The following is a 15469-nucleotide window of genomic DNA, read 5'->3' on the forward strand; positions in this document are numbered from 1 at the left end:
TATCATTAGAAAATGATATATTTATGCAAAATAAATCACTCGAGAAGATGGAAAAGCAAATAACAAGAATATTCGACCTGCATTATCATCAGCAGAAAAATTATAAAAAAGAGGATTCATTAACGTCAAAAGTTAATGGAAAGTGGGAGAAGATTAGCACGGATGAATTCATCTCGATGGGCCGAAAAATGAGTTTGGCCTTCTTAAAAATGGGTCTAAAACCGGGTGATAAAATTGCCATCATATCCAACAACCGTTCGGAATGGCACATCACCGACCTAGGAATTACCCAAATGGGCGGAATTAGCGTTCCGATTTATCCAACCATCACCGAAGAAGATTATGCTTACATCATGAACGATGCAGAAATTAAATGCTGCTTTGTCTCCGATGCGGATCTTTTTCAAAAGGTAAGCAACATCAGCAATCAAGTTCCAACATTGGAAAATATCTATACTTTCGACCAAGTTTCCAGTGCGAAGAACTGGAAAGAGGTGTTGGAATTAGATGCCAATGGAGACTTTAGTGCCGTTCAATCCATTATGGATGGAATTAAAACTGAAGATTTAGCTACCTTAATTTATACATCAGGGACAACAGGAAGACCAAAAGGTGTGATGCTTTCACACAAAAACCTGGTTTCCAATTCACTTTCGTCACGAAAAAGATTACCATGCGATCACAACAGCAAAGCACTAAGTTTCTTGCCGCTGTGTCATGTTTATGAACGAATGGTAGCCTACATGTACATTTATGTGGGAGTTTCTATTTATTATGCGGAATCAATGGAGACCATTGGTGATGACTTGCGTGATGTAAAACCTCAGATCTTCACGGCAGTTCCACGATTATTAGAGAAAGTATACGACAAAATAATGGCCAAAGGAATGGAATTGACTGGCATCAAAAGAGCATTGTTCTTTTGGGCAGTAGGTTTGGGCAATCGATATGAAATCGGTGGAAACAATCCAATCTACAATTTTCAATTAAAATTAGCCAACAAAATAATCTTCAGTAAATGGAGGGAAGCGTTAGGTGGAAATGCCTTGGCAGTGGCTTCAGGTGCTGCAGCATTACAACCTCGTTTAGCACGAATTTTTCTAGCGGCTCAAATTCCAATTATGGAAGGATATGGATTAACAGAAACGTCTCCTGTAATCTCAGTAAACTGTGAAGAAAATAATGGAGTAAGAATTGGCACAGTTGGTCGTCCGTTGGATGATGTGACTGTTAAGATTGCTGAAGATGGAGAAATATTGGTTAAAGGACCCAACGTTATGATGGGCTATTATAAAAAACCTGATGCAACAAAAGAAGTATTCACCGATGATGGCTACTTTAAAACTGGAGATATCGGAGAGTTGAGTGCGGATAATTTCTTAAAAATTACTGGTCGTAAAAAAGAAACATTCAAAACCTCAGGTGGAAAATACATTGCTCCACAAGTGATTGAAAATAAAATGAAGGAATCGTCATTCATTGAGCAATTAATGGTGGTAGGAGAAGGTGAAAAACACCCATCTGCCGTGATTCAGCCTGCATTCGATTTTTTAAAGGATTACTGTAAGCGTAAAAATATTCCGTTTACTGACAATGCTTCCATCGTTAACAATCAAACTATTGTTGATCGAATTCAACAGGAAGTAGATCATTACAATAAAGGTTTCGCGCAATACGAACAAGTAAAACGGTTCATTTTAGTACCCGATGCATGGGGAATAGATACCGGAGAAATGACACCGACTATGAAAATTAAGCGAGCAGTCGTTAAAGCTAAATACCTCGATCAAATAGAGGCGATATATCGATAATCATTAAAATCCCTTCTTAACAAATTAAGAAGGGATTTTTTTGTTAAATAACTTCATCTTTATTATGCATGCATAGTAATAATTTATTATATTTGTTTCCATTCAAGTCAAATAAATGAAACCAAACGAAACTGTAGATTACCACATCAAAGTAAATTGGCATGCTTTGACCAATTTATACAACGGTATTGCCGCTGAATACGGACTTACGCAGGCAACAGGATTTGTACTTCTAAACATAGAGGATCAGGTAGGAACACCTGCTACCAAAATAGCCCCACTGATGGGTATGAAAGCAACTAGTTTGAGTCGAATTCTTAAGAACATGGAGAGTTCGGGACTGATCGAAAGAAAAGGAGATAAGTCTGATGGCAGAATGGTTCGAATTCACCTCACAGAAGAAGGAACTCAAAAAAAGAATATTGCCAAGCATGTGGTGAAAGAACTGAACGAATACATCATTAAAAACATTCCTCAAAAGAATTTGGAAATGTACTTTGAAGTGATGGAAAACATCAACGAACTAATAGCTAATTACAAGGACACTAAATAATCTATAAATTAATATTTTATGGCTACACGAAGAATAAGAAAGGTTGCAATTTTGGGCTCAGGAGTAATGGGTTCGCAGATTGCGTGCCATTTCGCGAACATTGGTCTCGAGGTATTGCTTTTGGACATAGCGCCAAAAGAACTTTCGGCTAAAGAAGAGAAACAAGGATTAAAATTAGACGATACTGTAGTAAAAAACAGGATTGTAAACGAAGCCCTAATGACGGCTTTAAAATCTAGTCCTTCCCCTATTTATAGGCAATCATTCGCTAAAAGAATTACCACAGGAAATATGGATGACAATATGAAAGATATTGCATCAGCTGACTGGGTAATCGAAGTAGTTGTAGAACGATTAGACATTAAAAAAATCGTTTTTGATAACGTAGAAAAATATAGAAAGAAAGGAACCATTATTTCTTCGAATACATCAGGAATTCCGATTCATATGATGTTGGAAGGAAGAAGTGAAGATTTTCAAACCCACTTTTTAGGAACTCACTTTTTTAATCCGCCAAGGTATTTGGAGTTATTAGAAATTATTCCAACACCTAAAACAGATCCTGCAATAGTTGACTTCTTAATGGATTATGGCAGACGTTTCTTGGGAAAGAAATCAGTGCTTGCAAAAGACACTCCTGCATTTATCGCCAACAGAATTGGCGTATATTCCATTATGAATCTTTTTCATACCGTGAAAGAGATGGGCTTCAAAGTGGAAGAAGTGGATAAACTAACTGGAAGTATACTAGGTCGACCTAAATCAGCTACATTCAGAACTTGTGATGTAGTTGGATTGGACACTTTGGTTCACGTAGCAAACGGTGTTCGTGAGAATTGCCCAGACGATGAAGCAAAAGACATGTTTGCGATTCCAGGATATGTGCAACATTTATTGGACAACAAATGGCTAGGTTCTAAATCCGGTCAAGGATTTTATAAAAAGGTAAAAGGTGCAGATGGTCAAAGTAATATTTTGTCATTAAACCTAGAGACTCTAGAATATGAAGAGCAAACGAAAGTGCGCTTCGACATTATTGGAAAAGTTAGAGAAATAGAAGACGTTCGAGAAAGAACCAAACTATTGATTGAATCTGAAGGTAAAGTTGGAGATTTCTTTAGAGCGAATTTCTTGGGCTTATTTGAATATGTTTCGAACAGAATTCCTGAAATTTCAGACGAAGTATTCAGAATAGACGACGGAATGAGAGCAGGTTTTGGATGGCAATTAGGTCCATTTGAAGCTTGGGATGCATTGGGCTTAGAAAAAGGAATTGAATTGATGAAAGCGAAAGGTCAAAAGCCTGCAGCTTGGATCAATGAAATGATAGCCAGTGGAGCGAAGACATTCTATAAGTTAGAAAATGGAGCAAAGTACTATTATGACATTCCTACTAAATCGTACAAAGTAATTCCAGGAACGGAAGACCTAGTCGTATTGGATAACTTAAGAGCTGCCAATACTGTTTGGAGCAATAAAGGAACAACGATAGTAGACTTAGGTGATGGAATATTGAACTTAGAATTCCACACCAAAATGAATACAATTGGTGCTGAAGTGATTCAAGGAATCAATAAAGCCATTGACTTAGCTGAAGCTGATTACAAAGGATTGGTTATTTCCAACACTGGTCAGAATTTCTCTGCCGGAGCCAATGTGGGAATGATTTTCATGATGGCCGTAGAGCAAGAATATGATGAATTATCATTTGCAATTGCTCAATTCCAAAAAACAATGATGCGTATTCGTTACAGTGCAATCCCAGTAGTAGCTGCGCCTCACCAAATGGCGTTAGGTGGCGGTTGCGAATTGTGCATGCACTCTGATAAAGTAGTGGCTCATGCAGAATTGTACATGGGATTGGTTGAATTTGGAGTTGGTGTGATTCCTGGTGGTGGTGGAACGAAAGAATTCGTTCTTAGATTATCAGACAGTTTGAAAGAAGGTGATATCCGTATCAATGCAATGAGAGAACGTTTCTTGACGATCGGTCAGGCTCAGGTTTCTACCTCAGCTTACGAAGCATTCGACAAAGGCTATTTACGTGAAGGAATTGACGAAGTAATTGTAAGCCGCGAGTTTCAATTGAAGCGTGCTAAAGAAGCAGCAATCGCATTAGCTGACAAAGGTTACAGCCAGCCAGTTGAGCGAACTGACATTAAAGTACTAGGAAAAGAAGGCCTGGGTATTGTATACGTAGGAGCGAATTCAATGAAATCAGGAAACTACATCTCAGAGCACGACGCATTAATTTCTGAGAAATTAGGTTATGTAATGTGCGGTGGAGACTTATCTGAAATCACAGAAGTATCAGAAACCTATCTTTTGGATTTAGAGCGAAAGGCATTTGTAGAATTGTGTACCAAGAAAAAAACATTGGAACGATTACAAAGCATTGTGACCAAAGGAAAAGTGCTAAGAAACTAAACAATACTGAATCGAAGTTTTCAAAACTTAAAAAAAGACAACAAAATGGAAGCATATATAGTAGCAGGATATCGTTCAGCAGTAGGTAAAGCAGGCAGAGGCCAATTGCGCTTTACTCGTCCTGATGATATTGCAGCGCAAGTGATCAAACATTTAATGAAAGACAATCCTCAAGTAACATCTGACCACATTGACGATGTCATAGTAGGAAATGCAAGTCCTGAAGCGGAACAAGGCCTTAACGTTGGTCGATTGATTTCTCTGATTGGATTAAATAACATTACCGTTCCGGGGATGACAGTGAATAGATATTGTTCTTCTGGATTGGAAACCATTGCGATTGCAGCGGCAAAAATTAAAAGCGGCATGAACCATTGCGTTATTGCTGGTGGGGTTGAATCCATGAGCTGCATGCCAATGGGTGGATGGAGAATTGTTCCAAACGCAGATGTCGCAAAAGACAACCCAACTTATTATTGGGGAATGGGATTGACTGCCGAAGCTGTAGCGAAAGAATACAACGTATCGCGAGAAGAGCAAGATCAATTTGCATATGAGTCGCACATGAAAGCCTTAAAAGCACAAGCAGAGAATCGTTTTGCAGATGACATCGCACCGATTGAAGTAGAAGAAAATTACTACGACAATGGAAAGAAGAAAAAAAGAAACTATACAGTAAATGTAGATGAAGGCCCAAGAGAAGGGACAAGTGTAGAAGCACTTTCTAAATTGCGTCCTGTTTTTGCCAATGGCGGTTCAGTTACAGCAGGAAACTCTTCACAAACAAATGACGGTGGTGCTTTTGTATTGGTTGTTTCTGAAAAGATGGTGAAAGAATTAAAACTGAAACCAATCGCTAGATTAGTGTCTTATGCTGCAACAGGTGTAGACCCTAGAATTATGGGAATTGGACCAATCAAGGCGATTCCGATGGCATTGGAGCAAGCTAATCTAAAATTAGAAGACATCGATTTGATTGAATTAAATGAAGCTTTTGCCTCTCAATCGGTAGCTGTGATTCGTGAATTAGGATTGGACAAATCGAAAGTAAATGTAAACGGTGGCGCTATTGCATTGGGTCATCCTCTTGGATGCACTGGTGCAAAATTAACCGTTCAAGTATTGAATGAATTAAAGAAGAGAGGCGGCAAATACGGCATGGTAACCATGTGTGTAGGAGCAGGACAAGGAGCAGCAGGAATCTTCGAATTATTATAATAATCAATAAAATTATAACCATGAGCAACAGAACAAAAGGCGGAGAGTTTTTAATCAAAGAAACCGATGCAAAAGACATATTTATACCAGAAGATTATACGGAAGAACAACACATGATAGCAGACTCTTGTAAAGAGTTTTTAGATGCTGAAGTATTCCCAAACTTAGATCGAATAGATGCAATGGAAGAAGGATTAATGCCTTCCATTTTGGATAAAGCAGGAGAACTTGGTTTATTGGGCATTTCAGTTCCTGAAGATTTAGGTGGATTTGGTAAAGGTTTTGTGACTTCAATGTTAACTGCAGAGGTTACAGGGGCGGGACATTCATTTGCAGTGGCTTTATCAGCACACACTGGAATTGGAACATTACCAATTTTATATTACGGAACAGAAGAGCAAAAAGCAAAATACATCCCAAAATTAGCTTCGGGAGAATGGAAAGGATGTTATTGTTTGACAGAGCCAAGTGCAGGGTCTGATGCCAATTCAGGAAAAACAAAAGCGGTGCTTTCAGAAGATGGAAAACACTATGTCTTGAACGGACAAAAGATGTGGATCACCAACGGTGGTTTCGCTCATGTATTTACTGTTTTTGCTAAAATTGGAGACGATGACAACCTTTCAGCTTTCATTGTAACAAAAGACATGGAGGGATTAAGCTTGAATCCTGAAGAAAAGAAATTGGGAATCAAAGGTTCATCTACGAGACAAGTATTTTTTAATAATGTAAAAGTTCCTGCAGAGAATTTATTGGGCGACCGTCAAGAAGGATTCATGATTGCATTGAACATCTTGAACATTGGCCGTATTAAATTGGCGGGAGCTGCTCTTGGAGCTGCAAAAATGGCCATTACACGTTCAGTAACCTATGCAAATGAAAGAGAGCAGTTCGGTAGGGCTATTTCAAAATATGGAGCAATTCGTTTCAAATTAGGAGAACAAGCTATTAAGTGTTTTGCAACTGAGTCTGCATTGTATAGAGCTTCACAAAGCATCGAAGACGAGATTGAAAATTACATAGCTGAAGGAATGGACAAGCAGAAAGCCACATTAGAAGGCATCAAACAATTTGCTGTTGAATGTGCCATTTTGAAAGTTCATGGTTCAGAAACATTGGATTATGTGGTTGATGAAGGTGTTCAAATTTATGGCGGGATGGGCTATTCTGCTGAAGCTCCTATGGAAAGAGCATTTAGAGATGCACGAATCAACCGAATATTTGAAGGAACGAACGAAATCAATAGAATGCTTTCTGTCGACTTAATGTTGAAAAGAGCGATGAAAGGAGAATTGGATTTAATGACTCCTGCCATGAAAATCGCAGAAGAATTAATGGAGATTCCTGATTTTGATTTTGATGATTCAGCAGCGTATGCCACTGAAACTCGATTAGTCGGAAACTTCAAAAAAGCAGTTCTTTTAGTAGCAGGTGCTGCGGCAAAAACATTGATGCAACAATTGGCAAAAGAGCAAGAAGTATTGATGAACATTGCGGACATGATGATGGAAACGTTCATTGCCGAATCTACTTTATTGAGAATTCAGAAATTAGACGATAAAGCTAGCAAAGAGCAAATTGCGATGATGCAAGTATACTTATACGATGCTGCAGATAGAATTGGCAAAGCTGGTAGAGATGCTATTCAATCTTTTGCTGAGGGCGATGAGCAGAGAGCAATGATGATGGGTATGAAACGATTTACCAAACATGAATTCTTTAACGTAAAAGAAAGCAGAAGAATTGTCGCTGCGAAATTAATTGAAGAAAATAAATATTGTTATTAGTAGTTTTAAATTAGTTGAAAGGAAAGGCCTGTTGGAATCAGTATTACTGAGTCTGGCAGGCTTCTTTTTTTACCTTCTTTTAAATTAAATTTCAAAAATTAAATGATATGGTTACTTTTGGTTAACTACACTACAATTAATGAGGTTACTATTTCTTATTATCTTCGCTTTAGGCACTCCTTTTTTTGCCCTTTGTCAATTTGGGCCTGGAGGAGTTGGCAATTCAACTAATAATGGACTCTGGCTAAAAGCGAGTAATTATTATGGAACAAGTGGTGATCCAGTATCCGTTTGGAAGGACACCTCTGGAAATAACAATGATGCTATTCAACTAATTGCTTCTCAACAACCACTTTATTTTTCTACCAGTTCAATAAATGGGCAGCCCATTATTCGCTTAGATGGATCCAACGATCAGATGCAAATTGCTGACGCTGATATTTTAGACAATTCTAGCGGCCTAACCTACTTTGCTGTTTTACGAGGAAATAACATTGATGGAACACCTCGAGGAATTGTAGGAAAGCGTAGAGATTTTAATACCTCGGCCAACTATTCTTACACTTGGTTTTTTCATACTGGGAGAAATTTATATGCCGATATTGAAACTCAAAATAATCGCTTTTCTACTGCAACAACTTTTACTAGTGCCACTAATTATTTATTAAGTCTGCGATATGATGGTACAAGCGCAGCTGCAAGCAGAGTCAGAATTTATATAGAGGAAAGTTTAAATACAACTGCTACCGAAGCTTCTGCTGCAATAGGCAACAGCAATCAACCCGTTACTATTGGTGCATTAAACAAAGACTATAGTTCCTACTTAGGAGCTGATTACGCTGAAATTGTACAGTACAATTTTGCTGTCAATTCTGCTCAACGAATAATAATTAATAACTATTTATCAGCTCAATATAACATTGCTTTAAGTGCGAATGATGTCTACAGAAATGATGAAGTGGCCAATGGCAATTATGACCATGAGGTGGCAGGGATAGGTCGTGTGGATGCTTCCAATATTCACAATGATGCCCAAGGCAGTTCAGAACCTCGATTCCTAAATCCGACCGATTTAAACAATGGTGAATTCATGTTATGGGGGCACAACAACGCAACGGGAAAAAACTATGCAGATATTTCAGGCGGCTTAGAAGCAAGAATGAATAGAGTATGGAGAGTCAGCGAGCGGAATACTTCTGGTGCCTCTGTGGATGTTGGAACAGTAGACTTACGGTGGGATTTAAGTAATGGAACCCCAGCAACAGCCTCCCATTTAAGATTACTCATTGATAGTGATAATGATGGATCTTTTGCAGACGAGACTCCTATTTCTGGTGCGATAAGCTTAGGAATTAATCAATTCGAATTTTTAGGAGTTACAGGAGTTCGCGACAGTGTAAGGTTTACTTTGGGTACGATCGATGAGACAAACACGCCACTGCCTGTTACCTGGCTCAACTTTTCTGGAACCAATAATGGAATAAATAACATACTTCGTTGGGCAACTGCGACTGAAATCAACAACGATTACTTTTCAATAGAAAGAAGTGCCAATGGAGAAAGTTGGAATGAGATTGGACAAGTTTCAGGCAAGGGAAATTCTACTGAAAGAACGAGTTACCTTTTCAAAGATCAATCGCCAAACTATAGAGAGAACTATTACCGCTTAAAGCAAGTCGATTTTAATGGCAGTTTTGACTACTCCAATATCATTCATATTGAGAAAACGCCATCGAATAAAATTAAGCTATTTCCAAACCCTGCTGACCATTCAATTACGATTGCTAATCAAAACGAAAATGACATCACAATCATGGACGTTTTAGGCCGATCAATAGAACTACCTCAAACATCTACAAATGACGAAGTGATTATTAATACTTCACACCTTAAAGAAGGGATTTACTTTATAAAGAGTGTTGATCGTCAATCCAACGAAATATTGGTCACGAAAGTTTTAATAGCGCACTAGGTTCTATTCTGCCTGTAATTTTCTAAAGTCAGAACCAGATGGATTTTGGAAAACCTGCAAATCAAACTGAGGAACCACAGAAAGCAAATGATCCATGATATCCGATTGAACAGATTCATAATTTTCCCAAGCGATATCGTTGCAAAAACAATAAATCTGAACAGGAACACCTTTCTCATTCGGCTCTAGCTGTCTCACCATAATTGTTAAGCTTTTATCCACTTTTGGATGACGTTCTAAATACTTTTCAGCGTAAGCTCTAAATGTACCCAGATTAGTCATCCGTCTTCCATTAGAAACATGTGTAGTATCTACTGAATGTTCCTTGTTGTATGCCTTAAGCTCTATCTCTTTATCTTGAATATACTTATTAATGATGTGGATATTTTTAAATCGCTCAATCATTTCTGGAGTTGAAAACTTAACCGAGCTAATATTAATATAAATGGATCTTGCTATTCTTCTTGCACCAGTTTCTTGCATCCCTCTCCAATTTTTAAAGGAATCAGAAATAAAGGAATAGGTAGGAACGGTACTAATTGTTTTGTCCCAGTTTCTAACCTTTACGGTAGTCAAGTTAATTTCCATTACATCTCCATCGGCTCCATATTTATCCATTTGAACCCAATCTCCTACTCGAATCATATCGTTCACAGACAATTGAATCGAAGCAATAAAACCAAGTATGGTATCCTTAAAAACAAATAATAAAACTGCTGTCATAGCACCTGCAGCACTCAAGAAGTAAATCGGAGATTTACTTACTAAAACAGACAATATCAACACAGTAGCGATGATGCCTAGAATAATTTTAGACAATTGAAAATAACTTTCCAGTGGCTTATCCCTAAACAATTCGAATTCAGAAAGAATCAGTTGTGCCGCTAGTAAAAAACGATTGACCATTATGAGCACCACTACAATCAAATAAATATCATTCAATCGGATGACATAATCGACAAAAGTGGGAAGTCCATTAAATACTATGGGCACCAATATTTCGATTAATAAAACAGGAGCCAAATGCGCAACTGCATAAAAGAATTTTTTCTCCACTAGAATATCATCCCAATGTGTTTTACTTTTTGCGGCAAGAGCGCTAACAATTCTAACCAATGTCAATCGGGAAAATCGATCTGCAATTAAACAAACAATTATTAAAAATAATCCTAGAAGGGCATAATTTAGGTAACCTGCAGCAGTTTCAGAAACCCCTAGGCTAATAAATTTCTCGATAAAATAGCGGGTACTTTCTTCAATCATAATTTGGTTTATTTTCTTTTGGTTTTTCTCTCTGGATCCTCGTGAAAGAAATATCTTAGGTCAAGTGTTAGGTAACTTCCATCTAAATTAAAATCGGCAAAGGCATCATAATTTAGCGCATTATTGCTATTCTGGTTTCGGTAGTATCCCACATCAGTTTGGGAAATGTTACTGAATGGCCGATGGTAGGATGCTCCGATATAGAAATAACCACTTTTATAGGTTCGGTACTCAAAACCAACATTTGCTAATAAACTGGGAACTATCCATTCTTTGCGGTAAGTAGAATGTCGAAAGTAGTCATCAGAAGTTTCTAAATCGGATGGGTAAAAATCAATAGATGCTCCAAAGGCCGTATTCAGAAAAGCCTTTTCACCCAATTGGATATAAATAAGTGCCAATAAAGGAATGTCATAAGAGAGAAAGGAGAAGTCTGATTTCCCTTCAAAGTTTCCGTCGGTAATCACTAAGTCATAATTCCGTTTGGTATAGTTGATACCAGCTTCTACGGAGAACATTTTAGTAAACCCCCTGCGGGCTACCATCCCAAAACTAAAACCAGGTTTTGATGAAAGATTAAAGTCTACATTATTGGCATCAATTGTTTCTTCATTAAACCCAATAATACTCATCGGAATAATTGGTTTCAACTGAATTCCAAAGGTGGTGACATCTTTTTGAGCGAAGACACTTGTTACAGTAGATAACAAGAAAAAAGCAAGAGCAATTTTTATTCTCATGGACGACAAAATTAAGATTAATAATACCAAATAAAGTACGTTATAAGCTCCCTTTTATAGCGCCATAAATTGCCAAGGTCACAGCAGTGATGGTAACAAGCAACAATAGATACTTAAAAAAAGGAACTGTAATAAATGGTTCTCTAAAATGACCATAAGTCAGATAGTTCAATCGCTTTGCCACTTTAAAATCACTTTTCATTACACCGAAATAGACACGTCCATCTCCTTCTTCGTCTACTTGACGTTCATGTTTAATTTTGTTCTCGTTTAACAAGTTTTGGAAATAGGCCGCATGCTCTGCTTCCTTAAAATGAAAAACCATCTTGTTCCTATTGGTCGGATGATCCTCAAAATTGATGTAAGTTAGGGTCATTAGTTAGTCGATTCTCAATTTCTTACCAATTCTTAAAGTAGATTTCCGATTGATCCCATTTAGCTCACATAAACGCTGAACACTGGTACCATACTGAGATGCAATTTTAACCAAAAAATCGCCCTTTTGAACCGTATAATAATTTATTCCTGCAGGGTAGCAAGTATAATTCCCCCATCGATTGGTTACTAAAACAATGGAGTCGCTCACCAAACGATTGTGATTGAATTCAATTAATGTTCTTGGATTCAATGGTCGTCCTCTAAAACGTACTTCAAAATGTAAATGACTACCTGTAGAACGACCTGAACTACCACCAAGACCAACAACTTGTCCTGCCTCTACTACATCTCCTGCTTTTACTTTCAATCTGTGCAAATGGGCGTACAACGTTTCTAATCCATTGTAATGCCTCACCACCACTACTCTACCATATGACGGATGATTTCTGGAAATCCTTACCATTCCATCAAATGCGGCGTGAACCGGATCCCATACTTGTAAATCTATGTCGATTCCATGATGACTTCGTCCATCTCTCCAACCATAATTGGAGGTAATTAACCCTTTAAGTGGTGGATAAAACGAACAGTTATTAAAAGTATCTTGAAGAATGAGTGTTAGCTTCTCATTATCAGTTGGAATCAATGGGTGCATTTTGAAATTATCCCAATCGCCATAAAATGAATTAGACGGATATTCTGAATCGTCATAAAATCCGCTCAAAGTAATTGGAACTTCTTCCTCTTCCAATGCAATTTCACCAACCACCTCAACCAACTGTCGCAACAATTCTTCGGGCAACTCTTTTTGATCTAATAAGGAATCGATCAAACTGATCAATTGGCTTCCTGAAAGATCCTTAACTGAAGCAGCTATAGATGAACTACTATTAAAGACTAATGCCTTAACCGTATCACTTTCAGAAGTATTAGATGCTTTTGCAGAATTAATCGAAATGACTAAGCCTACAAGAAGGAAAAAATTAAAATATATTTTATTCAAATCAATCAACTTATTCAAAACAAGAGTCTAATGATATAAATTGGGGTTAAATAAAAATAGTAGGTATTATTTACAACCTGCTAATCTAATTAAAGATGAGCAAAAAATTGACTTTTAACTGTTAAAATTCATTTGAGACTAAAAAATTATCGCTGATATTTTTGAGTTTATGAAACACCCAATCAAATTATAATTATCAATTTTGATGTGCTACCTTAGCTAAACAATAACCCAAACACAATGAAAATACTAAAAAGAATACTAAGCATCCTACTAATTTTCATCGGCTTACTTGCAATTGCCACCTTCTTCACTCCGAGCTCTCTACAAGTAGAAGAGTCCATTGCAATAAATGCACCTCAAGAAATGGTTTACAATGAAATAATTGATTTTAGGAATTGGTCCAATTGGTCAATGTGGCACCAATTGGATCCTGAAATGAAAAATTTCTACTCAGACTCCATGGGGAAGATCGGATCCTTCAACCGTTGGGAAAGCACTCATGAAAAAGTGGGCAATGGAAAACAAACGATTACCGAACTTGAAGCCTACAGTTACATTAAAACCAAAATGGAGTTTGGCGACTATGAGTCAAATGACTATTCAGCTTGGTACCTGACTCCAGAAAGTGATGAAAAGACAATTGTCAAATGGACGTTTGAAGGCAGTGAAATGCCTTTTCACATGCGTTTAATTAGCTATCTTTTTATTGAAGACATGATTCACGATGCCTATATCATAGGATTGAATCAACTAAAAGAAGTGGTAGAAAGTAAACCAAAAACAATAGCACTTCCAGAGAATGTTTCAATAACCGATGTGGAGGCTCAAATGATATTGACCATATTGGATTCTACTGATGCGAATGGTGTAGAGGACAAATTAGTTGATTTGTATAAAGATATATTGATCTACGCCACTATTGCGGGAATGAACCAAAGTGGCTCTCAATTAGCTTATTACCATTACTACAGTCCTGAAAAAGTGATACTAGAAGCAGCTATTCCTTTTGAAGGAAACCTATCCGAAGATGGAAGAATAAAGCTAAAAGAAAAGAAGGCAGAAAAAACATTGAAAGGAGTCTTTTTTGGCGATTATGACAAAACAGGTGAAATGCACGAAACGATGAACTCCTACCTTACAGCAGCAAAAATAGAAATGACTGGACCTCCTTATGAGATTTATATCACAGATCCGGCAATGGAAGCAGACACTTCTAAATGGGAAACTGAGATCTATTACCCAATTGAATAATATGTACATAGAAAATAGAATAACGCCCTTTTATATTAATAATTGGGCGTTTTTTTATGCCTAATTTTATCATAAAAAAGCATGAAATTCAAACTAGTTCTCATTGTTGGTTGCTTTATTTCTGCCTGCACTAGCCAACCAAATTCAATAAAGGAAACTACTAAAACTGCAGAACGTCATCCAGACTTTTCGAGCTATTGGTATGCAGGTGTTGCAGAGCTTAAACATTATCAACTATCGCAAGCTAGGTATGGGGAAGAACGAAATGGCGATGTAGTATTGATTTTCGTAACAGAAGATTTTTTACCAAAAAAACAGGTAAAAAATGAAAGTGCCGATAATAGTAAATCAACCACCGTTTTAAAAACCAATTTCATCAAAAAATTTACTACCGGGATTTATGACTACTCTTTGATGAGTTCAATTTTTACTCCAATCAATTCAAATGAATACCCTTCTACATTAAAAGTATCTACCTCATCACAAGAATGGTGTGGGCATACTTATTTACAATTGAATAAACGAAAACAAAACTTCGAATTTACTGGTCACTCTTACTTCATGAATGAAGCCGATGAAGCAGGGCAGCTAGAAAATGTTCTTTTAGAGGACGAATTATTTAATCGCATTCGACTAGATTATACATCTATCCCAAGAGGAGAAGTTGACTTACTGCCTTCCACCCAATGGTTGCGATTATCCCATACAGCCGTTCAACCTCAAACTGCAATTATAAATTTAACGGAGTCTGAAAAAACTGAAGTCTTGACGTTACAAATTATTTATCAATCGATTGATCGTAAAATCAACATTAATTTTGAGAAAGCATTTCCAAATAAAATATTGGGCTGGGAGGAATCTTATCCAAGTGGTTATGGAGAAAATAGAAAAATGATGACTTCGATTGCAGTACTGGACACTACTATCCTGTCTGCCTATTGGAGTAAAAATAAAAATGAAGACGAACAAATGAGAAAGCTACTGCATTTAAAATAATGCCTCATTGACTTTATTTTGTTTTCAGGATTAAATGAGTTAACTTGAATGCGCTTTATACTCAAAC

12 protein-coding genes are annotated in these 15469 nt (G+C 37.2%); 8 read left to right on the forward strand and 4 right to left on the reverse strand.

Annotated features, from left to right (window positions below):
* Window positions 1-47 precede the first annotated feature (47 nt).
* The 6 genes from ACTB0X_RS16980 to ACTB0X_RS17005 all read left to right on the forward strand — a co-directional run bounded on the left by ACTB0X_RS16980 (window position 48) and on the right by ACTB0X_RS17005 (window position 9768).
* A complete protein-coding gene (locus ACTB0X_RS16980) occupies window positions 48-1811 on the forward strand; it encodes an AMP-dependent synthetase/ligase (RefSeq protein WP_463026234.1) in 1764 nt (587 codons plus the stop codon).
* 115 nt (window positions 1812-1926) lie between these two features.
* The gene (locus ACTB0X_RS16985; protein WP_463026235.1) at window positions 1927-2364 is read left to right on the forward strand and encodes a MarR family winged helix-turn-helix transcriptional regulator; all 438 of its coding nucleotides are present in this window, start codon (window positions 1927-1929) and stop codon (window positions 2362-2364) included.
* A gap of 18 nt (window positions 2365-2382) precedes the next feature.
* Window positions 2383-4791 (forward strand): 3-hydroxyacyl-CoA dehydrogenase/enoyl-CoA hydratase family protein, encoded by a 2409-nt coding sequence (locus ACTB0X_RS16990; protein WP_463026236.1) that lies wholly within the window; start codon window positions 2383-2385, stop codon window positions 4789-4791.
* A gap of 45 nt (window positions 4792-4836) precedes the next feature.
* Window positions 4837-6009 (forward strand): acetyl-CoA C-acyltransferase, encoded by a 1173-nt coding sequence (locus ACTB0X_RS16995; protein ID WP_463026237.1) that lies wholly within the window; start codon window positions 4837-4839, stop codon window positions 6007-6009.
* 20 nt (window positions 6010-6029) lie between these two features.
* Window positions 6030-7796: an acyl-CoA dehydrogenase family protein gene (locus ACTB0X_RS17000; RefSeq protein ID WP_463026238.1), complete on the forward strand. Its 1767-nt coding sequence runs from the start codon at window positions 6030-6032 to the stop codon at window positions 7794-7796.
* A gap of 139 nt (window positions 7797-7935) precedes the next feature.
* Window positions 7936-9768, forward strand: a complete 1833-nt coding sequence (locus tag ACTB0X_RS17005) for a T9SS type A sorting domain-containing protein (protein ID WP_463026240.1) — start codon at window positions 7936-7938, stop codon at window positions 9766-9768.
* Window positions 9769-9771: 3 nt separating this feature from the next.
* On the opposite strand, the gene ACTB0X_RS17010 is transcribed toward ACTB0X_RS17005, so the two are convergent.
* From ACTB0X_RS17010 to ACTB0X_RS17025, 4 genes are read right to left on the reverse strand one after another with little or no spacing between them, the layout of a single operon-like run.
* Entirely contained in the window at window positions 9772-11031 is a 1260-nt protein-coding gene (locus ACTB0X_RS17010) for a mechanosensitive ion channel family protein (protein WP_463026241.1), read from the reverse strand.
* An 8-nt stretch (window positions 11032-11039) separates the two neighbouring features.
* Window positions 11040-11771, reverse strand: coding sequence for a porin family protein (locus tag ACTB0X_RS17015; protein ID WP_463026242.1), 732 nt, complete (start codon window positions 11769-11771; stop codon window positions 11040-11042).
* Window positions 11772-11811: 40 nt separating this feature from the next.
* Window positions 11812-12147, reverse strand: coding sequence for a hypothetical protein (locus tag ACTB0X_RS17020; RefSeq protein ID WP_463026243.1), 336 nt, complete (start codon window positions 12145-12147; stop codon window positions 11812-11814).
* Between the two features lie 3 nt (window positions 12148-12150).
* Window positions 12151-13152: a peptidoglycan DD-metalloendopeptidase family protein gene (locus ACTB0X_RS17025; RefSeq protein WP_463026244.1), complete on the reverse strand. Its 1002-nt coding sequence runs from the start codon at window positions 13150-13152 to the stop codon at window positions 12151-12153.
* A 240-nt stretch (window positions 13153-13392) separates the two neighbouring features.
* Between ACTB0X_RS17025 and ACTB0X_RS17030 the strand changes: the two genes are divergently transcribed.
* Together ACTB0X_RS17030 and ACTB0X_RS17035 are read left to right on the forward strand one after the other, a co-directional pair.
* Window positions 13393-14406: an SRPBCC family protein gene (locus ACTB0X_RS17030; protein WP_463026245.1), complete on the forward strand. Its 1014-nt coding sequence runs from the start codon at window positions 13393-13395 to the stop codon at window positions 14404-14406.
* An 81-nt stretch (window positions 14407-14487) separates the two neighbouring features.
* Complete coding sequence (locus ACTB0X_RS17035; RefSeq protein WP_463026246.1) at window positions 14488-15402, forward strand: septum formation inhibitor Maf; 915 nt, start codon at window positions 14488-14490, stop codon at window positions 15400-15402.
* Window positions 15403-15469: the final 67 nt, after the last annotated feature.

It is taken from the genome of Acidiluteibacter sp., from assembly GCF_055129545.1.